The organism is Paenibacillus sp. B46(2026) (genome assembly GCF_056786355.1).
Genome location: NZ_CM165907.1, coordinates 4,722,659 through 4,743,654 on the forward strand (window position 1 = coordinate 4,722,659; position 20,996 = coordinate 4,743,654).

General features: G+C 47.7%; 21 protein-coding genes and 1 other annotated feature. Of the genes, 2 read left to right on the plus strand and 19 right to left on the minus strand.

Annotated elements, in window-relative coordinates; genetic code table 11:
- Positions 1-14 precede the first annotated feature (14 nt).
- From AC1S8V_RS21190 to AC1S8V_RS21220, 7 genes are all read right to left on the minus strand, one after another.
- Positions 15-839 carry a carbohydrate ABC transporter permease gene (locus tag AC1S8V_RS21190; protein ID WP_482070620.1) on the minus strand — a complete coding sequence of 275 codons (825 nt, stop codon included), beginning with the start codon at positions 837-839 and terminating at the stop codon, positions 15-17.
- A 19-nt stretch (positions 840-858) separates the two neighbouring features.
- Positions 859-1,731, minus strand: coding sequence for a carbohydrate ABC transporter permease (locus AC1S8V_RS21195; protein WP_482070621.1), 873 nt, complete (start codon positions 1,729-1,731; stop codon positions 859-861).
- On the minus strand, positions 1,728-2,816 hold the full coding sequence (locus tag AC1S8V_RS21200; protein ID WP_482070622.1) for an ABC transporter ATP-binding protein: 1,089 nt from the start codon (positions 2,814-2,816) through the stop codon (positions 1,728-1,730). Before AC1S8V_RS21200 ends, AC1S8V_RS21195 begins: the two co-directional genes overlap by 4 nt.
- A 23-nt stretch (positions 2,817-2,839) precedes the next feature.
- On the minus strand, positions 2,840-3,676 hold the full coding sequence (locus AC1S8V_RS21205; RefSeq protein ID WP_482070623.1) for a metallophosphoesterase family protein: 837 nt from the start codon (positions 3,674-3,676) through the stop codon (positions 2,840-2,842).
- Between the two features lie 39 nt (positions 3,677-3,715).
- Positions 3,716-4,618 carry an HAD-IIA family hydrolase gene (locus AC1S8V_RS21210; RefSeq protein WP_482070624.1) on the minus strand — a complete coding sequence of 301 codons (903 nt, stop codon included), beginning with the start codon at positions 4,616-4,618 and terminating at the stop codon, positions 3,716-3,718.
- Positions 4,569-5,282 (minus strand): glycerophosphodiester phosphodiesterase, encoded by a 714-nt coding sequence (locus AC1S8V_RS21215; protein WP_482070625.1) that lies wholly within the window; start codon positions 5,280-5,282, stop codon positions 4,569-4,571. The genes AC1S8V_RS21210 and AC1S8V_RS21215 overlap by 50 nt, the downstream gene beginning before the upstream one ends.
- Positions 5,283-5,422: 140 nt before the next feature.
- A complete protein-coding gene (locus tag AC1S8V_RS21220) occupies positions 5,423-5,962 on the minus strand; it encodes a glycerol-3-phosphate responsive antiterminator (protein WP_482070626.1) in 540 nt (179 codons plus the stop codon).
- Positions 5,963-6,126: 164 nt separating this feature from the next.
- Here AC1S8V_RS21220 and AC1S8V_RS21225 point away from each other — a divergent pair, with 164 nt between their 5' ends.
- Positions 6,127-6,615 (plus strand): pyridoxamine 5'-phosphate oxidase family protein, encoded by a 489-nt coding sequence (locus tag AC1S8V_RS21225; RefSeq protein ID WP_482070627.1) that lies wholly within the window; start codon positions 6,127-6,129, stop codon positions 6,613-6,615.
- A gap of 253 nt (positions 6,616-6,868) precedes the next feature.
- Here AC1S8V_RS21225 and AC1S8V_RS21230 read toward each other — a convergent pair whose 3' ends face one another.
- From AC1S8V_RS21230 to AC1S8V_RS21240, 3 genes are all read right to left on the minus strand, one after another.
- On the minus strand, positions 6,869-9,739 hold the full coding sequence (locus tag AC1S8V_RS21230) for a ComEC/Rec2 family competence protein (protein WP_482070628.1): 2,871 nt from the start codon (positions 9,737-9,739) through the stop codon (positions 6,869-6,871).
- A 102-nt stretch (positions 9,740-9,841) separates the two neighbouring features.
- A complete protein-coding gene (locus AC1S8V_RS21235) occupies positions 9,842-10,363 on the minus strand; it encodes a deoxycytidylate deaminase (protein WP_433745611.1) in 522 nt (173 codons plus the stop codon).
- Between the two features lie 39 nt (positions 10,364-10,402).
- Positions 10,403-11,038: a ComEA family DNA-binding protein gene (locus AC1S8V_RS21240; protein WP_482070629.1), complete on the minus strand. Its 636-nt coding sequence runs from the start codon at positions 11,036-11,038 to the stop codon at positions 10,403-10,405.
- Between the two features lie 185 nt (positions 11,039-11,223).
- Between AC1S8V_RS21240 and comER the strand changes: the two genes are divergently transcribed.
- Positions 11,224-12,069, plus strand: a complete 846-nt coding sequence (comER, locus tag AC1S8V_RS21245; protein ID WP_482070630.1) for a late competence protein ComER — start codon at positions 11,224-11,226, stop codon at positions 12,067-12,069.
- On the opposite strand, the gene leuS is transcribed toward comER, so the two are convergent.
- The 9 genes from leuS to aroE form a co-directional block, all read right to left on the minus strand.
- Positions 12,050-14,494, minus strand: coding sequence for a leucine--tRNA ligase (leuS, locus tag AC1S8V_RS21250; protein ID WP_482070631.1), 2,445 nt, complete (start codon positions 14,492-14,494; stop codon positions 12,050-12,052). The genes comER and leuS overlap by 20 nt on opposite strands.
- A 79-nt stretch (positions 14,495-14,573) precedes the next feature.
- Positions 14,574-14,843: a binding site (T-box leader), on the minus strand.
- Positions 14,844-14,954: 111 nt separating this feature from the next.
- On the minus strand, positions 14,955-15,911 hold the full coding sequence (locus AC1S8V_RS21255; protein WP_482070632.1) for a phosphotransferase family protein: 957 nt from the start codon (positions 15,909-15,911) through the stop codon (positions 14,955-14,957).
- A gap of 220 nt (positions 15,912-16,131) precedes the next feature.
- Positions 16,132-16,902: a class I SAM-dependent DNA methyltransferase gene (locus tag AC1S8V_RS21260; RefSeq protein ID WP_482070633.1), complete on the minus strand. Its 771-nt coding sequence runs from the start codon at positions 16,900-16,902 to the stop codon at positions 16,132-16,134.
- 129 nt (positions 16,903-17,031) lie between these two features.
- Complete coding sequence (locus AC1S8V_RS21265; RefSeq protein WP_482070634.1) at positions 17,032-17,937, minus strand: CvfB family protein; 906 nt, start codon at positions 17,935-17,937, stop codon at positions 17,032-17,034.
- On the minus strand, positions 17,934-18,281 hold the full coding sequence (gene rsfS, locus AC1S8V_RS21270; protein ID WP_036615136.1) for a ribosome silencing factor: 348 nt from the start codon (positions 18,279-18,281) through the stop codon (positions 17,934-17,936). The genes AC1S8V_RS21265 and rsfS overlap by 4 nt, the downstream gene beginning before the upstream one ends.
- Before the next feature lie 76 nt (positions 18,282-18,357).
- A complete protein-coding gene (yqeK, locus tag AC1S8V_RS21275; RefSeq protein ID WP_482070635.1) occupies positions 18,358-18,924 on the minus strand; it encodes a bis(5'-nucleosyl)-tetraphosphatase (symmetrical) YqeK in 567 nt (188 codons plus the stop codon).
- A complete protein-coding gene (locus AC1S8V_RS21280) occupies positions 18,908-19,498 on the minus strand; it encodes a nicotinate-nucleotide adenylyltransferase (RefSeq protein ID WP_074095918.1) in 591 nt (196 codons plus the stop codon). Before AC1S8V_RS21280 ends, yqeK begins: the two co-directional genes overlap by 17 nt.
- A gap of 15 nt (positions 19,499-19,513) precedes the next feature.
- Positions 19,514-19,807, minus strand: coding sequence for a ribosome assembly RNA-binding protein YhbY (gene yhbY, locus AC1S8V_RS21285; RefSeq protein WP_017687186.1), 294 nt, complete (start codon positions 19,805-19,807; stop codon positions 19,514-19,516).
- Positions 19,808-20,112: 305 nt separating this feature from the next.
- Positions 20,113-20,982: a shikimate dehydrogenase gene (gene aroE / locus AC1S8V_RS21290; RefSeq protein ID WP_482070636.1), complete on the minus strand. Its 870-nt coding sequence runs from the start codon at positions 20,980-20,982 to the stop codon at positions 20,113-20,115.
- Between the last annotated feature and the right edge of the window lie 14 nt (positions 20,983-20,996).

A 20,996-nucleotide genomic window follows, 5' to 3' on the forward strand; every position in this document is an offset into this window, starting at 1 on the left:
TCCTATGAATTAGATTACTTCACACCCGAATAGACAAATGCTTTAATAATTTGCCGTTGTCCAAATAAGAAAACAATCAGAATCGGAACGACCAAAATCATGTTTCCAGCCATCAAAATGTGCCAGGCGGCTCCTCCGTCAACCTCGCGCAGCTTGGAGATCCCAATCGGAAGCGTTCTTGCTGCATCGGAGGTCGTCATTACAAGCGGCCAGAAGTAATCATTCCAGTGTGCAATGAAGCTGAACAATGCAAAGGTCACCAGTGTTGGCCGTGCCATGGGTACCATAATTTTGAGAATGATCTTCCATTCCGGTGTTTGGTCAAGCCGTGCCGCTTCAATAAGCTCTTCCTGTACTTGCTTGAATGACTGCCTGAGCATGAATATGCCAAAGGCGCTGGAAGCGAAGGGCAGAATGAGTGCCAGCAAATTGTTAATGAGTCCCCACTTGCTGAGCAACAAATACACAGGTAGGAAAATAAGCTGACCAGGAATCATCAAGGTCACCATCGTTACCCCGAATAACAGCTTGTCTCCTTTGAAGGAGTACCTTGCAAACGCGTAGGCAGCCAATATAATGGTTGTGAATTGAAGAAGGAGTATACTGACCGATACGACAACGCTGTTCATTAAATATCTCAAAAAAGGCCCCGATTCCCACGCCGCTTGGAAGTTGCTCCACATCACCTTGGAGGGAATCCATTTGGGAGGAAAGATCACTGTCTCCGGGTAAGACTTCAATGATGTTGAAATCATCCATAGAAAAGGGATAGCAAAAATCGCAACCAGTACGATCGTGGCAATAATATTCAGAATACGCAGCAATGACTTTCTTGCCATGATATTTCCCTTCTCCTTTCTATTGGTAGTGAACCTTGCGGCTCAGCAACTTGAAGTAGATTAGCGTAAGCAAACCAACGACAACGAGCAGTATAACTCCCGCTGCAGAAGCGTAACCGATCTTGAAGTAGCGGAATCCGTACTCGTAGATGTAAAAGACGAGCGTGTTGGTTGAATTGATCGGCCCCCCGTTGGTCATAATGGCAATGGTCTCAAACACCTGGAATGAACTGATCAGATTAATGATAATTAAGAAAAATAGCGTCGGCGAAAGCATGGGCAGCGTAATTTTGTAGAACTTCCGCCACCAATTGGCCTCGTCCAAAGCTGTGGCTTCATACACATCCTTCGGGATGCTTTGGAGACCAGCGATGAAGATCAGAGCGTTGTAGCCCACGCCTTTCCAGACCGAAACAAGTACTAGCGACAATAATGAACTGTCGGGACTACTCAGCCATTCCAGCTTGGGCAAGCCAACCATATCCAGCAAACCGTTAAGCAAACCGAATTTGGGATCCATCAGCCACATCCACACCAAGGATACAGATACAAGCGAAACAATATGTGGACTAAATAGTGCACCTTGAACAAACCCATACCATGCTCCTTCCCGATTCAGCCATATGGCTAGCAGTAGTGAAATCACAATGGATAAGGATACGGAAAGAAGCGTATAGTTCAAGGAATTGCTCAGCACCTGAAGAAATGCACTATCCTTAAATAACTCAACAAAGTTGTTGAAGCCCACGAACTCCTTGACCGGATTAATGAAATCCCAGTTGTAAAAGCTTAGGAAGATCATATAGAAGATCGGATAAATGAAAAAAATGGAGAACACCACGATGGAAGGAGCCACCATCACATAAGGACGGAATCTGGACCAAACGGTCATGAATATTTCCCTCCCAGGACAATGAGCTCTCTAGCTTCAGACCGCTCATGCTGACGAGCACGGACTCCGTTCCGATCAAAATAGTACAGATCCTGCATAGAGACCGTGATGTTTACCTCGGAGGCTGACTCCAAAGGCTTCAAAAAGCTCTTCACGGCAACAAGTCCAAACGCCGAATCCAGTTGATAGATAATTTCTGCGCCAAGAGTCTCGCGTGTCATGATCTGGGCCGTGAATTGAACATGCCCCGTCTGCGGTCTGTTCTCAAGTGTCATCGTTGCTTTCTCTGGTCGAAAGCCAATCTGCCCAATGTCGGCATGAAGCTGCCCATTCAAATAAGGAAGGATACGTTCACGATCAATTACATTCATCGGCGGTGTACCGATAAACTGGGCTGTAAAAACATTATCCGGATCATCGTAGATTTTCATTGGACGATCTGCTTGTTGAATACGCCCTTTATTCATGATGACGATACGATCTCCCATCGACATGGCCTCAACCTGATCATGAGTTACAAAAACAAAGGTTGCTCCCAGCCGTTTGTGAAGCTGGATTAGCTCCGTTCGCATCTGATGGCGAAGCTTGGCATCCAGATTGGACAATGGTTCGTCCATCAGGAAGACCGCGGGTTTCTTCACCATGGCCCGAGCCAAGGCAACCCGCTGACGCTGGCCCCCGGACAGAGCCTGCGGCTTCTTGTGCAAATACTCGGCTAGGCCGACGACCTCAGTGATCTCTTTAACGAGGCGCTCTCGCTCGGGCCGAGGCACCTTGCGATTCACTAATCCGAATTCGATGTTCTCCTTGACCGTCATCATTGGATACAAAGCATAGTTTTGAAATACCATGGCCACATTACGCTTGCCCGGTTCTACTCCATTGACACAATGGTCTCCGATCCAAATTTCACCGCCCGACTCCTTATCAAGTCCTGCGATCATGCGGAGTGTCGTCGATTTTCCACAGCCGGACGGGCCTACCAATACGGTAAAGGAACCATCCTCAATGGTCAGATCGAGACCCTCGATGACTTTATCCTGCTTGAAGCTTTTTTCAATCTGCTTCAACACAATTTGTGCCATGACATTCCCTCCTTCTCTTTACATTACTGAGCGGCCGATGCTAATTGAATGGATAAGATAAGGTCGCTTTCTTCTCCCAATGCATCAGCGACAGGTCCAAAGCCCGGCATATCACTACAAAAGCTCTGAATATCGTCGATTAGACCGGCACCCTGTATAAGTCGGTGAGTTATCGCTACTTTTCCCTCATGAACTTCAATAACGCGGTAGGCGGGTACATCCAGACAAGCTGCGGTCTGTACGTAATGCCATTTTCCTTGCTTAACGATGGAGTTGATGTGATTATGCCCGCAAAAATAGAAGCCTCCTTCTGGCCGACTATTGAATACGTCCCTTAGTTCATCCTGCGGACGAACATACAGCTTATCGAGCGTCGAACGCGCAGTTGTATCGAATACCGGATGATGCCCGAAGAGGAGTACTTGCTTCTTATGCGAATCGGCAAGCTGGTCTTTGAGCCATGCCAGTTGCTCTCCGTCCAGTTCTCCTCCCCAATCTTCACGGTTCATTTCCTGGGTAGTATCCAGAAAAACCAGCTTGGCATGAGGCGTGTCAATCGTTCGATAGCGATCCTGACCTGTTAGCGTGGAAATTTCATGCTTTGGTATCGAATACGTATCGTGATTGCCCAGCACATGAATGAAGTTCCGTTCACTTCTTGCAAGAATGGAGTAAATCGATCGAAGTTCCTGAGCCGTCCCTTCATGCGTTAAATCGCCAATAGAGATATGGAAGTCCGCCTCTTCCTTCAGAAAAGCCTCGAGCATATGCTCGTATGCCCGGACTCTCGCAGCCTTCATTTCCTCGGTCCCGTGGCTCATACTTGAATAGTGAAAATCACCTAGTAACGCCAGACGCATTAAACGCCACCTCCATCTTTATTTTGGACACCTTGCTGCTCAAGCTCTCTCCACCTGCAACACATCTGAAGGCTTTAAATGGACCTGCTGCTCCATGATGCATTCGTTGAAGGAAGGCCATATATAATCCGGAACGATACCGGTCTTTCCGATATCCTCTCTTGAGGAGATACCCGTAAGCACGAGCGCAGTCTTCATTCCATTCTGCTGTCCAAATAAAATATCCGTTTCCAGCCGATCACCTATCATGAGGCATCTGCTGCTATCCACATCCAAAAGCTGGAGCGCCTTCTCTGCATAATAGCGGGAAGGCTTGCCAATCACGACCGATGCTTTCTGCTGGCTAGCTGCCTCGATCGAGCTTAGAATGGCTCCGGTGTCCGGAATGATATCTCCTTGCACGGGACAGCAGTTGTCCGGATTCGTTGCGAGCAGAACCGCCCCATGACGAACTGCTTTTGCCGCTAGATGAAGCTTATCGTAATGAAACTGCCGATCCATGCCAACTAACACATGCGTTGATCGGTACGGATCCTCGGTTATGGCTATCCCGACTGCTCGAAGCTCTCTCCGTAAAGCATCCTCCCCTACAACAAGCACCTTGGCGTCCGGCGCATGCTCTGCAAAATACATTCCCGACACGTAGCCTGCGGACAGAATTTCATCAAGCTGGCACGAAACACCCAAACTCAGCAGCCGCCTGTAGCAATCCTCCCTGGTATGAACGGGAGTATTCGTAAGGAACAATAGACGCTTGCCTCGTGACCGCAAGCTACTTATGAATCTATTTACGCCAGGAAGCCGCTTCTGGCCAATATAAATCGTCCCGTCTAAATCGAAGCAATAAGCATCGTAAGCATATACATCCTCCATGACCGTACTCCTTGCCCGCTCACAATGAGCCGGACAGCTCCAATACATCCCTGAAGCATTCCAGCTCATCTGTACAGACCCATACGGACGGATATTCCAGAAATTTCTCCATCATGGAAGTCTCATTTATTGTCCAAGCCATCAGTTGAATTCCTAGCTCTTGACATCGATGAATGTAATCTTTGGTCACGAAGGCATAGTGCATGGACAAGAATGTCGCCCCCATCTCTAACGACCAGTCAAGAATAGCCTTCGAACACCCAAAAGTGATGAGACCGATGCGTACATCGCTAGATAATTGCCTGATCTTCTCCAAGGCATCAAAATCAAACGACGTAATGACTACCTGATTCAGCAGGTTGAATTCTTTGATAACTTCAAGTACCTTTTCCTCCAGCTGAGGGTAATAGTTACCCATCTGCTTAAGCTCAATGTTAAGCCCAATCTTACCCTTTAAAGCACGCAGCACCTCTTCAAGGGTTGGAATATGCTCATCTTGCTTCATTTTGAAAGATTGCAGCTCCGAAGCTGTATAATCAGCTACCCTGCCCGTCCCATTTGTCATGCGGTCAAGCGTATGATCATGAATGACAACCGGGATTCCATCCTTGCTGAGATGTACATCCAGTTCAAGATGTGTGAACCCAAGCCCCACCGCTTTTAAAAAGGAAGACATTGTATTTTCAGGATATTTCTTTGGATAGCCGCGATGAGCAACTGCTTGAATGGTCATGCTAAAGTTACCTCCCGTTGTATTTTATGGACAACACAAAAAACCCAGCAGCAAATCACCCTCCTTCAATATCAAGGTTATATTGATTTACTTACCACCGGGTTTTCTCGTCGTCTCCACCCAAGGATAAATGTATGAAATTAAGTCCAGAATTTCTCATGGCCTATCGAAACAAAATCTGCCCCGCTCTTTAATGCTTCCTTAATTTCTTCCTCATGCCGGATAAGTCCTCCAACAATCAACGGCTGCGTGATGCGTTCTTTCAGTTCTTGGATAACTCGAGGCATAAGTCCCGGCATCAGTTCAACCTCATCAGGCTTGTAGCTCTTAATCATCCGAACCGCAGTCTCAATTGCAGCTGAATCAATGGCAAATATGCGCTGAATGCTTAATATGCCTGCTTGCTTTGCCGCAGAAACCGCATTGCTCTTCGTCGTCACGATCCCATCGACTTTAAACACATCAGCAAGATATTGAATGGCGGAGACATCTCGTCCAATCCCGGATACCATCTCGGTATGCACGTAAGCCTGTTTGCCGCTTTGATGCAGACTGTCTATAATTGAGCCAAGATTGCTAATGTTGCCTGTCATCAGAATAACTCTCTTCACATCGCTTGCTATGGCTTGTTCAATTTGTTCGTCTACCGTAATGGAGGCGATGATGGGATAATTCTTCATGATCTAGTCCTCATTCCCTTGTTTGTCATCTTAAATGATAAAGCTTTAATATTCGTTTGGTATCACCGCCATGTAAACGGGGGATTAACTTAAGCCCCGAGGTTTGGCGAAGCCTAGCGAGGGAAATAGTGATAATACTACACATCGAAAGGATGAATCACACGATGAATCCAACTTCAGATCACCAAGAAGCAATCAAGAAAATTCAGGAATTGATCAAAGACATCGACGTTGCGATGCTCACAACGGTATCAGAAGAAGGGCTAGTTTCACGCCCAATGAAAACCCAGGATGTCGAGTTCGACAGCAACCTGTGGTTCCTGACCAAGAAAGATACGAGCAAATTTCATGAACTGCTTCACAACCAGCAAGTTAACGTCGCATATGCGGGTAAATCTTTCGTCTCCATCCGTGGCGAAGCCGAACTCGTGGAAAGCTCTGAGAAGATAAAGGAATTTTGGAGCCCGGTCTACGAGAACGTACTAGAAACCACGTATGATGATCCGAACCTCGTTCTCATCAAGGTCAAAGCCGAAACTGCCGAGTATTGGGATACCGGCAACAAGTTTAAGATGGCCAAGTTCTTGTTCCGTCGACTACTGGGCAAAAATACTGAAGGAACAGATATCAATCAGATCGTGGAATTCAATTAGATACGGTAAAGAAATTTCATAAAGAAGAAGTGCCCATCATGCTATAGGTGATGGGCACTTTGAATTCGATCTTATACAGGATATCAATCCATAATAGTCAAAGGCATTCAGAAAAACGATAAATTCAGGGCCCACATTTCCAAGCGGAAGCTCAATGACGCAAATTAAAGATATAAACGGAAGTTTACGACAAAAATTATACCGTCCCTGGGAATTAGGCTGTTGCAGAAAGCACTTTAGGCCAGCCAAAAACTCATCCCTCAACCCCGACCAACTTGTACCGAATATCAATCTTCCCATCTTTCACTCTCATCTGAACCTCACCCATCTGATCTGTTCGATAGATCCCTGATCCTGTAGCCTCCAAACGTTCCATCACTCCCGGATTGGGATGCCCATATGTATTGTTAACACCGGCAGATATCACAGAAGTTTTGGCATTCCAGTATTGGAGCCAGGCTTCGGTGGACGACGTTTTACTACCATGATGAGCGACCTTTAACACGTCAATGGAGACAGATGTTGAAACATTATTTGAATTATCCTGCAACGGGCGTGTGATTACCCTTTGTACAACGCCCTCTGTAACTCCAAGATCTGCACCTTTTTGTTCAAAAGCTTCAGCGAGTGAGCCATCCTGAATCATATAGAGCAGATCCTGCTCGGCTGCTGCATCCATATCCCCAGTGAACAACATGGAAGCCCCAGCCATGTCTAGCAAAAAGACAACGGAATCTTGATTCTGGTGTTCAGACACAGGCAAATTGCCTAATGCATTCACATCCATATGTGCCAGATCCGGAGCTATAAAATGTAAACTCGTCTCCTTATCAGCCTTATAGGACATGCCCTGCCGAATGGCGTATAGAGGAATTTTCCGTTCCACGGCTGTGTCCAATAATTTATCAAAGTTATCCTTACCACTGGTTGTGCCATTAAACATGAAACGTTTAACCGGAATCTGTTCCAGTACAGCCTGTAGTCCTCCGGCATGATCCTGATCGGCATGTGTGACAATTACAGCATCCAGTCGATGGATGCCTCTTTTTTTCAATAAAGGAACAACGACCTTGGCTCCCACTTCATAGGGGTCACGCCTTGTTTTCCACGAATGTTCGGTGTTCCCAAAGTTAATCGTCCCTCCGCCATCCACCAGAATGTGTTTGCCTTCCGGTGTTGTAATCAATGTACTGTCCCCTTGCCCAATATCCAAAAACTGCACGATGCCAGTTCCAGCAGGCTGGGGAGTCTGATAGGCCCAACATAATCCGGCAATCCAGCTGATCGCGAGCAAGCCACACAACCATCGCTGGACTTTACTCATTCGTTCATGCGCATAATAGCCTGCACCTCGTGCAGTGAATGCACTTGTATACTCCGGCCAGGCAATACTGGCTCCTAATGTCGTTAATGAAGTTTCTTTTCCATCTACACGGTTCTTACCTTGATCCTGTGCCACGTTAGACATTGAAGAACGAATGCCCACATTCCCCATGAAAACGGGAGGTTGTCTTCGGACAAGAGGAGCCGTCTCCTCCTCAATAAACGTTGTTTCTCGCTGCTCACCATTTCCACGATGCAACAGGTAGAGTAAAGCATACAACACGGCATAATATGCAGCAATCCACAGCAGGGAAGGTGTTGCCCAGATCAATACAAAACCTGACATGCTGTTCATCCACTCCACGCTTGTAAACGTCAGTTGATTCAGTTGAATCGCAATCCATGCCAGGGGTTTCGCCAAGGGAACCCATATGAATGACAACAGCATGGCGACCGTCCCCAGAGGTAATACAATGGCACTAATCAAAGAAACAAGCAGAAAGTTGGCCACAAATGAGAGCAATGAAAACTGGTTGAAATATAAAATGGTTACCGGAAAAGAAATCAGTTGAGCGGTCACTGTAACGGATGCTGTTGCAGCAAGAGATTTCGGCCAGCTGCTGAACAGTCGGTTAACCAAAGGCATATAGATCATCAAACCTGCGGTCACGAGAAAGGATAACTGAAAGCTAACGCTCAGCAAAAAGTACGGGTCCCACCATATCATCAGGAGCGCGGCTGCGCTGATCATCTGAAGGCCATCTCTGGCAAGACCACGACGAGCCATATACAACCCAATCATGGACATTATGCCTGCCCGAATCACTGAAGGCGAACCGCCGGACAATAGCACGTAAGCGGGCACTAGCACCAGAACAATCGTAAGAGCCGTCTCTCGGGTTAGCCTTAGCCAGGACAGAAGAAGGAGTAGCGAAGCTACATAGACCGCAACATGTGTTCCGGAGATTGCCATGATGTGCGTTAAACCCAATTGTGAGAATTGACTATAGGTACCGGGGTCGATATCATTCGCCATCCCGATAATCAGCCCCTTCATATACCCTGCATGAGGCTCAGGAAATAACCGTTCGACCGCTGAACCCAACGTATGCCTCGTCCAATCCGTCCACCGTAATACGTTAAATTGTCCAAACCCCTCAGGAGGCGTAGCTGTTACCGAACTGGCTCCCTTCACTTTGAACAACCAGTGGATATGCTGGGTTCGCAAATAGCTGCGATAATCGAACCCGCCAAAGTTCCTGGCTTCACCAGGAGTTGCAAAAGAACCATTAAGCGTGATTGAATCGCCCCTCTTCCAACCTGCCGCTACCTGCTGTTCTTCTTCCTCCGCCAATCTGACTTGCACCATCAATTGTTCATCTATTTTGAATGTAGATGATGTTGCCAGATCTGTATCTGTTGATGAATTCGATATTGGTAATATGGAAGACATCTGAATCTTAAAGTCTGCCCGGTCTCCATCAATGCGTACATCTGACACAAGCTCACCCTGAATTTTGGCTGCCCAACCGTCCAGCTCATCAGCAGCAATATGGATGGCTTCGGGCAGTCTGCTATGATTGCGTGCATCATTCCATTCCCAATGTGCAGCACCTCCAATAAAGGCAGCGAGTAAAAATAAAATAGACCACCCACGCAGATCCATAAACCGAAGTAAAAGTGGCAGACATACCAGCGCTCCAATGAACCCCCAGATTAACGTCCAGCCGGTTAATGCGCATGCCATCCCGCTCCCGCATAACCAGCAAATCGTAAAACTTAGTAACGGTCTTCCTTTCATTCCTTCCCCTCCTTCATTTCACCCATTGAACGCAGAAAAACCCCCGGAAAGCCGATTCAGGCTTGCCGGAGGTTCTCCCTCGCATATTAGAACATATTCATATTAGTTGCTTACTGTCATCATCGTTTCCCGCGGGGGCTGGTAATTCTCCAACCTGCGGAACGTTATTCCCTTCTGTTGCATCATATTCGTAACCTTGCCTGTATCTTTAGGATAAGAGCGATGAAAGACGATTTCTGTAATCCCGCTATTCGCCAGCATATTGGCACATGTCCAGCAAGGTTCGTCGGTCACATAGACAGATGAGCCTTCGCGGTCAATTCGATCTGTGAATAAAAGCAAGTTTTGCTCCGCATGGATGGTGCGAATGCAGCGTTGCTTTTTGACCATTTCTTCTTGTCCATCGGTCACGACCAACTCATACTCTTCCGATATCATGCAACCTGCCTCAGAACAGTCCGGGACGCCCGTGGGTGCACCATTATAGGCTGTTCCCAGCAGTTTCTTTCCCTGAACTAGCACGGCACCCACATGACGACGCGAACAGCGGGAACGGGTGGAGACCATATATGCAATGTCCATAAAATACGTGTCCCAGTCCTTGCGTACCTCTACTGTACTCATGCTGCTTTCCTCCCGCTCAACACAATTTTTATTCTAATATTACCGGATCTGCACATGCGGTGCCATCTTCTCCAGCATCTTCATGCCGATTCCTTTGACCTTTGTCAGATCACTCACTTTCGCAAAAGGACCATGTGTATTTCGATAGTCCACGATGGCCTGAGCTTTCTTTTCCCCAATTCCGGGAAGCTCCGTAAGCTTGGAGACAGGTGCCGTATTCACATCAATCTTGCCATTGTCGCCAGGTTCCTCACGAACGACAGATGGATTACTGTTTGAAGCCGTCTCGGAGGTAACTGAAGGATTCGAATTCGTACTTTGTTCAATCAGTTTAGTCGAAGTAAAGGTATCCGATGCATTATCATTCGTCTGATTTGGAGTTTGAACTACTGAATCACCTTCAACTGCAACGCTCGAAAGCTCTTTAGACTTATCTGCCTTTGCATCATTCCCAGTCTGCATCCCACTTGCATCCGTTCCCGAAGATGCTCCTGTATTGCCCTGAACCGAAGTAGCCGACTGTACAGCAGGGAGTTCCTGCTCTATCGTCGGCTTCTCGGTGCCGAGCTGCAAGGGTTCCCAGCCACCAGGTGGTTGTTCACTTTTGCCCGACCATAATATAAGTATACTTCCAACCACCGCAGCAGCAATGGTCATCCCTTTGTTCCATCTCATTCTTCCACACCTCTCCCTGGATTCAAAATCATTCATTTCGAACACGGGCGGTGCTTCCGAACCGTTGAACTTCCCTGATGAAACAAGTTGTGCATTTTTCATGTCATGTGGAACAGGTCCTCACGCATAGAATAGAGGGAATGAACTGCGCCAGTACCGTAAAGCATGAAAGGAGGCCTGAAACAATGAAGGTTGGATTTATCGGAACCGGCAGCATGGGCAGCCTGCTGATCTATGCCCTGATCCAATCGGGTGCACTCGAGCCCCGGCAGATCGCCGCCAGCAATCGAACCCCGTCCAAAGTACGTCAGTTATCCCTCCGTTACCCCGGTCTGCATGAATCCCAGAACAATCGGGAAACGGTGATCCGAAGCAATATCACCTTCCTGTGCGTGAAGCCGCTTGAATTCAAACATGTTATTGACGACATCCTGCCTGTCGTGAATCCCAATCATATAATTGTCTCGATCACCAGTCCCGTGCAGCTGCGCCATCTGGAATCTTCACTTCCTTGCAAAGTCTCCAAGGTTATTCCCAGCGTCACACACCAGGTTGGCAGCGGCGCGTCCCTGTGCATACACGGCGAACGAATGACCAGCGAAGACCGCGCTGTGTTGGAAAGTCTGCTTAGTCATATAGGCAGGCCGTACCAAGTGGATGAAGCCTGTACACGAATCACATCCGACTTCTCCAGCTGCGGACCTGCATTCATATCGTTCTTTTTGGAACAGTGGATCGAAAGTGCAGTGAAGCTGACAGGCATTAAAAGGGCAGATGCCTGCGCTCTGGCTGGCGAAATGCTCCTGGGAACAGGCAAGCTGCTCACCGAAGGAGGATACACGCCGCAAGAACTTCAAGCTCGTGTCGCTGTACCTGGCGGTATAACCGCTCAGGCACTTGCACTGCTGAAGGTTAGTCTCGACGGCGTTTTCGACAGCCTGATCCACACAACACATGACAAGTATGATGAAGATTTGTTAAAGCTGGATGAACTATTCCGAGCCGGTGAGATTAACCGGCAACAATATTAACGAGTTTGCCTGGAACGGCAATGACCTTGCGAATGGTCTTGCCTTCCAGCGCCTGCTTAACAGGTGCCAGCTCCATCGTGAAGTCCTGCATACCCTGTGCATCCAGATCCTTCGCGATCGTAGCACGAGTTACGATTTTACCGTTTACCTGAACAACGATTTCTACTTCCGCATCCACTGTCATGGACTCATCATATTCAGGCCAAGCCACGTAAGAGATTCCGCCTTCATGACCCAGACGGCTCCACAGTTCCTCTGCCATATGCGGTGCCAGTGGTGACAACAGTTGGACAAAGTTCTCCATCGCTTCACGAGGCAGCGTATCGGCTTTGTATGCATCGTTGATGAAGATCATCAGCTGGCTGATGGATGTGTTGAAGCGCAGGTGTTCCAGATCTTCCGTCACTTTTTTGATCGTTTTGTGAGCTGTCCGCTTGAACTCATCCGTTCCACCGTCCACCGTAATCTTGTCATTGATGGCTCCTGTATCTTCGTTAATGAAGAGACGCCATACACGTGACAGGAAGCGGTACATGCCTTCAACCCCGTTAGCATTCCACGGTTTTGTCGCTTCCAATGGTCCCATGAACATCTCGTACAGACGCAATGTATCTGCACCGAATTCATTGACGATTTCATCCGGGTTAATGACATTACCACGGGATTTACTCATTTTCTCATTATTCGTACCCAGGATCATACCTTGGTTCACCAGTTTATGGAAAGGCTCTTTGGTCTCCACAACACCCAGATCATACAGCACTTTGTGCCAGAAACGAGCGTACAGCAAGTGAAGCACCGCGTGCTCTGCTCCGCCAATGTACAGATCAACTGGCAGCCACTGCTGCTGTTTCTCCTTGGAGATCAGTTCCTTGTCATTGTGCGGATCGATAAAGCGCAGGTAATACCAGCAGCTACCCGCCCATTGTGGCATGGTGTTGGTCTCGCGACGTGCCTTCATTCCCGTTTCCGGATCTACCGTATTCACCCACTCCGTTACATTCGCCAGTGGTGATTCTCCAGTACCCGAAGGTTTGATCTGGTCGATATCAGGCAGCAGCAGTGGAAGTTGATCTTCCGGTACGGTCTTCATCGTTCCGTCTTCCAGATGCAGAATCGGGATTGGCTCCCCCCAGTAACGCTGACGACTGAACAGCCAATCACGCAGACGATAGGTTACTTTCCCTTGCCCTTTATCGTTCTCTTCCAACCAAGCAATCATTTTGGCAACCGCTTCTTCATTGTTGAGTCCGTTCAGGAAATCGGAATTCACATGCGCGCCATCACCGGAATAAGCCTCTTGTGTAACGTCTCCACCTTGAATAACCTCGATGATATCCAGACCGAACTGCTTCGCAAATTCCCAGTCACGTGCATCATGACCCGGAACAGCCATAACCGCACCTGTACCGTAACCTGCAAGAACGTAATCAGCAATCCAGATCGGCAGTTTCGCACCATTAACGGGATTGATTGCATAAGCGCCAGTGAATACACCTGTTTTGTCTTTGGCCAAATCCGTACGTTCCAGATCACTCTTACGAGAAGCCTGCTCCTGATAAGCCTGGATAGCTTCACGTTGGTCATCGGTTGTAATTGCTTCTACCAATTCATGTTCCGGAGCAAGTACTGCAAAGCTCGCACCGAACAATGTGTCCGCACGGGTAGTGAACACCTTAATGACTTCCTCGCGACCTTCAATGGCAAATACAACTTCTGCACCTGTCGATTTACCGATCCAGTTACGCTGCATATCTTTGATGCTTTCAGACCAATCCAGCTCTTCCAGGTCTTCCAACAGACGCTCTGCATACTCGGTAATTCTCAGGACCCACTGACGCATCGGTTTACGTACAACCGGATGTCCTCCACGTTCACTCTTACCATCAATAACCTCTTCATTAGCCAGTACCGTTCCAAGTGCTTCGCACCAGTTAACTGCAACTTCATCCACATAAGCGAGGCCCTTATTGTACAACTGGATAAAGATCCATTGTGTCCATTTATAGTACTCAGGGTCCGTTGTGCTGATCTCGCGATCCCAGTCATAGGAGAAACCAAGCGATTTGATCTGGCGACGGAAATTGTCAATATTGCGGAATGTAATATGCCGTGGATGTTCACCTGTATCCAGTGCATGCTGCTCAGCAGGCAGACCGAAAGCATCCCAACCCATTGGGTGCAATACATTGTAACCGCGCATACGTTTGTAACGGGAAACGATATCCGTTGCCGTATATCCTTCCGGGTGGCCTACGTGCAGACCTGAACCGGATGGATAAGGGAACATATCCAGTGCATAAAATTTAGGTTTAGCAGGGTCCTCACCCGTTTTAAACGTTTTATTTGCATCCCAGTATTGCTGCCAACTTTTTTCCATGACTTGTGGCTGATAGCCGTGTTTCGGCTGGTTATTCTCACTCATCTATTGTTCCTCCTTCAGGTTATTCGACTTTAGCTTTAATTGCAACAAAAAAACCTCAGCATCCCGTAGCGTTTGCAGCGCTAGGGACGAGAGGTTGAATTCCCGTGGTACCACCCTAGTTAGCGGACGAACGTGCTTCGTCATCCACTCCCTTTGGACCTGTAACGGCGGTTAACCGATGCGGATTTCCATTCCCGTAACCCAAACTTTATACAAGCTGGTTAACAGGATGGTGTAATCACCGCATTTCTCCAAGGCGAGTTCGCAAATTACTGTCAACCGGCTTGCACCAACCGCCGGCTCTCTGTTATGTACAGGAATTACTACTGATCCTTATCATCGAAATATGTATACAATATCGGGAACATTATATAAAAAAGCAAGCCCAAAGTCAATATTACACGTTATAATCGCCATCTTGAAGTCTATGGTTCGTACCGTTCATAACGCTGGTTGCTGTTCAGGATAAACGAAAACGCTCAATGCCTTCCTCCAGATTATGAATGGTCCAATTCACATGTTCCTGATTATCATATTGGCGATAAGCGCACTCAATGCGCAGCACCAGATCAAAGTACAAGTCATAGAGACTTCTTCTTTTCAGCTCACTTTCAGTCGTAATCGCATGCCCATATCCTTTCACGAATCCGGGAGTATAGTTAAAATGACTAAAGTAATGCTCCATCAAAGGGTCTGCCCACAGAGTACGTTCAAAATCAATAATTGCTGTGATGCGACCTGCGTCTACTAGAACATTGCCATCCCACAGATCCCAACTGACAAGTACAGGTTCTTTAACATCGTCCAGTACATTCGATTTTTCTTCAATCAAGCGTCTTAATTCAGGGTAATCGATCGAAAATGTAATTCCGGCTTCTTCCCCGTCGGTAAGAATATCATCCATCAGATGGATAAATGCTTCTTTCCAAGTGGAATAACGCTGTTTTCGCCCCGAAAAATATCCGAACTTCTCGCCTTTGATCTCATTAATCCGACGATTGTAACGACCCAGCTGTTGTTCAATAACTTCCTGTTCTTCCGCCGCGTATTGATCCTTGACCTGATTGTAGGGTGTTCCAGACATATACTCCATGATAAAATAACGCGCTGGAGCAATGTTTAACGAATCATCATAAGCCAGCACTTGGGGTACGGGAACATCCTGTAGTTCCGTAACGAGGCGTAATGCCTCAACCTCGGCAATCATGAGGTCCTGCTCACAGCGCATCAGATTTGTCGAAGCCGACGGAGCAATTTTGAGTACCACCCGCTGTGCATCACTTAGGGTAATGAGATATGCATGATTGGCCCAGCCATCCACCATCTCCTTATAGTCCTGTATATTTGCAGAGAAATGTTGTTTAATTATGGTATTCAGCTGTTCTGACGTGAGTCTTGTTTTATATGTACTTTCCACTTCTACACCTCACCTTGACTATTCAGTAATTCCCTTAGAAAACGCTTTCCATCCGACTATTATCGCCTCCTTTACTTTAACTGGCAATACTTTTTGTCACGTTCGTGAGTCTTTCCTAGCAGTTCCTTGCCGGATTGCAGAAGCTTTTTATTCATTCTCCATGGAAAATCAAACAAAAAACTGCCCTTATACACATAAGGACAGTTCTCATTATTCGCTCTTACTTCACAGCCACGTAGAACAAGCGCTGTGCGCTGTCTCCGGCCTCTTTCCATTCAAAATCCGCATATACCTTCACGTCTCTAAAACCTGCCTTGGATAACTCCAGCTTCATCCAGTCCGGATTATATGCACGCTGGACATGAACTTCTTCAAACCGCTGGTACATATCCTTGCTACCATCATCCACACGCGAAAAAATACTGAGATGATGCTCAATCTCACAGCGATCCTGGTCCAGATCACAAGTCCAAATATAAGATACGGAGCGTTCATCCAGTACAAAAGGCTGCTCTTCATCATAACGAATAAGGGTATTGGGATGATGCACATCAAACAGGAACGTTCCACCTGGTTTCAGCATCTCATATGTGCGCTGGAATGTACGAACGACATCTTCTTGTTCAAGCAGATAGTTGACGCAATCACAGAAAGATATCACTGAATCCACAGGTTCCGGAACTCGCCAGTCCCGCATATCCTGCTGCACCCAACGTACACTGCCTTCGCGGTACAAGCGATGACCCTGAGGCGTGGCCTCCATCTTACTGCGCGCAACCGACAGCATATCTGCTGAGAGGTCAATGCCTGTAACTTCAAAACCGGAGTTCACGAGCGGGATCGTAATCGAGCCCGTTCCACAGCCAAGTTCAGCGACACTTTTGGGCATTCCATAGTTTTCCCATGCTGTTCTTGCAAACCTTATCCAGTCCGGATAAGGCATATCTTCCATTAATTCATCATACACATAGGCAAATTTCCGGTAAGACATGTCAGGCACCGCACTTTCAATTTCATTTTCCAATCCTGCTAACAAAAGCAAAGACAGGGGCATCCGGTGTTTACCCAGCCTAGCCCTGCCTTATCCGAGTTCCATATTACATCTATTTAATCAGGAAAATTACTTGTTTTCACTTTGATCCGCAGGTGCAGATTCGGACAGATACGTCCAGCTTTCCTTTTGGACCACCAATCCGTCCTTCATCAATTTGCCCAAGGCACGCTTGAAAGCGGACTTACTGATGCCAAAGCGCTGCTTGATGATATCCGGCGGAGTTGCATCCGAGTATGGCATGCCGCCCATAGGACGCTCTTTCATAAAGGCGAGCAGCTTGTCTGCATCTTCGTTACGTCCAACTTGTTTGAGTTGAGTCATGGCCAGATTCACACGTCCGTCTTCACGCACCAGTGTCACCCGACATTTAACTTTTTCACCAAGGCGCAGCATATGACTACGTTCAGATGAATGAATCATACCAATCGCGCCAAAACCCAGCACACCGCCCTCTACAAGTACAAAAGTACCCATCTGCAGTGGCTTGTATACCGTCGCTTCCACCCACTCGTTTAACCAGGTCGTTGGAGCATGGAAAGACAATGGTGAAAGCTCACGTTCCCCGGCCAATTTGGCACGCAGACGTCCCTGCTTGTCATGTTCCATGATTACAAAGACTTCATCCCCTACTTGAGGACGCAGTTCTTCCAGTTCAGGCAGTTCACGAATAGGAAGCAGCAATTGCCGTCCAAGCCCCATTTCCAGGAAACAGCCCAGTCGTGGGTGAACATCAGCCACAACCAGTCGTGCCATTTCGCCAAGCATGAGATAAGGCTTTTTCATCGTTACGGCCAGACGATCTTCGGTATCAAAGAATACAAATACCTCCAACGTCTCGCCAATCTTAACATCCCGCGTTAACTCGGTATAGTGAAGAAGTACATCTTCCGATCCTGTCGTCAAAAAGAAGCCAAACGGAGACACTTCACGTGAAACCGGCAAAGAGACGACTGTTCCAGCAATCAAACTCATACAGTTTCCACCACTTTGGCATCAGACCATAGACGTTCAATGTTGTAGTACTCACGCTCGTCGCGGTGGAAGATATGAACAACAACATCGCCCATGTCCATCAGTACCCAACGTGCAGAATCCATACCTTCGATACCTTTGATCGTCGCTCCGGCTGCATGAGCCTGTTTGCGAATTTCAGTGGCAATGGCCTGTACCTGTGTATCGGAATTCCCGTGACAGATAACAAAATAGTCCGCCACCAGGGAAACATTAATCAGATCCAATGCAACAATATTGGATGCCTTTTTGTCGTCAGCGGCAGCAACCGCCATATTCATAAGTTCTTTCGATGATACTGTCATGAACCAACCTCCATAATCTATAATTGTGTGTTCAAAAAGATCCTTCGTAATCAAAAGTGGACTTTTTGAACAACCTCTATAATTGTGCAATTAAGTCATTCCGCGACAGCATGGTCAAAGGATAAATGACACGGCGCTGCGAGATCAGCAAGCTGATCGTCGAGTCAAATCCGGCAATTAACCCTTCCTCCAGACTACGTTCAGCCTGTTCGCGAATATGATCCACTCCCGGGAAATCTCGTCCCGGTTCAATGTAATCGGCAAGGCATACCACTTTGTCCAGCAGGCTCATGCCCACCCGACCCGAGGTATGCCACCGGATGGCATGAATAACTTCGGAATCTTCAACACCGTAATCACGCTCGGCTACAAAAGCACCGACTTCGGAATGCCAGAGCTGCTTGTCATGCTGCAGAAGTTCCTGGTTTAATCCGTTATCACGGATGACCGCTTCCATCTCCGCTACGGGCCAGTACTTCGCCACATCATGCAATATCGCTGCGAGATCCGCTTTTACAGGATCAGCACCGTATTTTTCAGCCAACATCACTGCCGATTCCATCACGCCTAGTGTATGCTTCCAGCGTTTTTCCGGCATTTGTCCGGATACGGCTTGAATCAGTTCCTCACGGCTTAGTGCCATATAAACCGCTCCTTACAATGTATTGGTGCACCTCATCGGGAATCATGAAGCGTACCGAATGTCCTTTGGCCAGTCGTCTGCGCACGGCTGTCGATGAAATATCGACCAAGGGCATCTCGGCCAGCAGAACCCGATCCTGTAACTCGTCTGGTAAATCATCCAGATGTAACTGGAAACCCGGCCGACCAACCCCAATAAAGGTTAGGCGTTCGGCAAGTTCTTCAATCTGCTCCCATTTGGGAAGATAGTTCACCATATCCGCCCCGATAATGAAATAAAATTCATGTTCAGGATGGCGACGCCACAGTTCCTTCATCGTATCGATGGTATAAGACACTCCGCCCAATTCCATCTCGATACCCAGCACCTCATATTGCTGCACACCCTTCACAGCCGCTTCCGTCATATCGAGACGTTGCTGTCCCGAAGCTCCGGCTCCGCGTTTGTGAGGTGGAACATGGGAGGGCATGAACCAGATCTCATCCAGTGCATGCGAATCCCTTGCCGCTTCAGCTGCCAGGAGGTGTCCCATGTGGATCGGATCAAACGTACCACCCATGATGCCGATCTTCACCCGCGTCACGCTCCCTTATCTAGGTAGTTCGATTTGTTTGTTATCGCGAGATTCTTTGTACAGGATGATTGTGTTACCGATGAGTTGTACAAGTTCACTTCCCGTTTCACGGGCAACTTCTTCTGCCATTTCTTTTCTGTCCTCGTCATTGTTGTTCAATACTTGCACTTTCATCAATTCGCGCTTCTCAATCGCATCTTCGATGTGACGGAACAGGTGCTCGTTTGTTCCACCTTTACCAATCTGAAATACAGGGGTCAGGTGATGTGCCTGTGACCGCAAAAAGCGCTTTTGTTTACCGTTTAACATGAATACTCCATACTCCTTATGTTGAGCAGGCCCTTCGACAGCTCAAAGACTGACCGGACCTGACCGTTCAATTATTATTTTTCAATGGTGAAAATGATCACTGAGTACACAAGGTGACTCCGATTGCAGTACCATCTTCCGATCGCTGTTATCCCCAGATTTTTCTGATCCCTTTTCATAAAGGGAAAATCCGGTGATAGCTTATGCTTCCGAAGCAGCTTTCTTGCAGAAAGCTTTTAAGCGACCACTCCGTTTCTTCAGATTGGTTCTGCACTCTTTGTCTGCATGTACTCTTAATATCATTTTCACACTTCAAAACTGTTTAGTACAGCTCGTCTCATCGTCTCCACAGGAACCGGAATGCCGAGCCAATGTTCAAAGGCTACAGCGCCCTGGTATACAAACATACCCAGACCACCGTGCACCGTGCATCCGCGTAACCGCGACTCCCTAAGCAGGCGGGTTTCCAGCGGATTGTAGATCAGATCACTCACAGCTGCGCCTTCACGAATTAGTACAGGATCAACCGGTACGTCATCAACATGCGGATGCATTCCGGCAGCCGTTGTGTTAATAACAATATCAGCCGTAGCCAAGACCGTCGCGGCGTCTTCCATGCCACCGCCCGAGATTTCTCCCAAGCCATGGCCCCGTAAATCCGAAGCAAGTGCAATAGCCCTGTCCGCTGTACGGTTCAGAATGTGGATCCGCTCAGGCTTCTCCAGTGCAAGTGCATATATGACACCTCTCGCTGCTCCACCTGCGCCCAGTACAGCAATACGTTTGCCCGCAAGCTCCGGCACAGCCTCTTCCTTCAGGGATCGGACATAGCCAATACCATCCGTATTGTACCCTGTCAGTATTCCACCTTCATTAACGATGGTATTCACCGCACCAATGAGGCCAGCACTTTCATCGATCACATCCAGGTACTGCATCACCTGTTCTTTGTGCGGGATGGTGACATTGACACCACGATAGCCCAATGCCACAATTCCACGAACTGCCGCTTCCAGTTGATCCGGATGAACATGCAGTGGCATATACATGCCATTCACTCCTGCAGCCTGCAGAGCCGCATTGTGCATTGCCGGTGACTTGGAGTGAGCAATAGGATCACCCATAACGCCAAGCAATACGGGAAGTGCAGGGTTGAACTTTTTCTGCTCAGACATAGGTCCGCCTCCAA

Excerpts from the sequence above, each read along its gene's own strand:
- AC1S8V_RS21190 (WP_482070620.1), bottom strand. The coding sequence starts at position 839 with ATGGCAAGAAAGTCATTGCTGCGTATTCTGAATATTATTGCCACGATC.
- AC1S8V_RS21195 (WP_482070621.1), bottom strand. The coding sequence starts at position 1,731 with ATGACCGTTTGGTCCAGATTCCGTCCTTATGTGATGGTGGCTCCTTCC.
- AC1S8V_RS21200 (WP_482070622.1), bottom strand. The coding sequence starts at position 2,816 with ATGGCACAAATTGTGTTGAAGCAGATTGAAAAAAGCTTCAAGCAGGAT.
- AC1S8V_RS21205 (WP_482070623.1), bottom strand. The coding sequence starts at position 3,676 with ATGCGTCTGGCGTTACTAGGTGATTTTCACTATTCAAGTATGAGCCAC.
- AC1S8V_RS21210 (WP_482070624.1), bottom strand. The coding sequence starts at position 4,618 with ATGAGCTGGAATGCTTCAGGGATGTATTGGAGCTGTCCGGCTCATTGT.
- AC1S8V_RS21215 (WP_482070625.1), bottom strand. The coding sequence starts at position 5,282 with ATGACCATTCAAGCAGTTGCTCATCGCGGCTATCCAAAGAAATATCCT.
- AC1S8V_RS21220 (WP_482070626.1), bottom strand. The coding sequence starts at position 5,962 with ATGAAGAATTATCCCATCATCGCCTCCATTACGGTAGACGAACAAATT.
- AC1S8V_RS21225 (WP_482070627.1), top strand. The coding sequence starts at position 6,127 with ATGAATCCAACTTCAGATCACCAAGAAGCAATCAAGAAAATTCAGGAA.
- AC1S8V_RS21230 (WP_482070628.1), bottom strand. The coding sequence starts at position 9,739 with ATGAAAGGAAGACCGTTACTAAGTTTTACGATTTGCTGGTTATGCGGG.
- AC1S8V_RS21235 (WP_433745611.1), bottom strand. The coding sequence starts at position 10,363 with ATGAGTACAGTAGAGGTACGCAAGGACTGGGACACGTATTTTATGGAC.
- AC1S8V_RS21240 (WP_482070629.1), bottom strand. The coding sequence starts at position 11,038 with ATGAGATGGAACAAAGGGATGACCATTGCTGCTGCGGTGGTTGGAAGT.
- comER (WP_482070630.1), top strand. The coding sequence starts at position 11,224 with ATGAAGGTTGGATTTATCGGAACCGGCAGCATGGGCAGCCTGCTGATC.
- leuS (WP_482070631.1), bottom strand. The coding sequence starts at position 14,494 with ATGAGTGAGAATAACCAGCCGAAACACGGCTATCAGCCACAAGTCATG.
- AC1S8V_RS21260 (WP_482070633.1), bottom strand. The coding sequence starts at position 16,902 with ATGTCTTACCGGAAATTTGCCTATGTGTATGATGAATTAATGGAAGAT.
- AC1S8V_RS21265 (WP_482070634.1), bottom strand. The coding sequence starts at position 17,937 with ATGAGTTTGATTGCTGGAACAGTCGTCTCTTTGCCGGTTTCACGTGAA.
- rsfS (WP_036615136.1), bottom strand. The coding sequence starts at position 18,281 with ATGACAGTATCATCGAAAGAACTTATGAATATGGCGGTTGCTGCCGCT.
- yqeK (WP_482070635.1), bottom strand. The coding sequence starts at position 18,924 with ATGGCACTAAGCCGTGAGGAACTGATTCAAGCCGTATCCGGACAAATG.
- yhbY (WP_017687186.1), bottom strand. The coding sequence starts at position 19,807 with ATGTTAAACGGTAAACAAAAGCGCTTTTTGCGGTCACAGGCACATCAC.
- aroE (WP_482070636.1), bottom strand. The coding sequence starts at position 20,982 with ATGTCTGAGCAGAAAAAGTTCAACCCTGCACTTCCCGTATTGCTTGGC.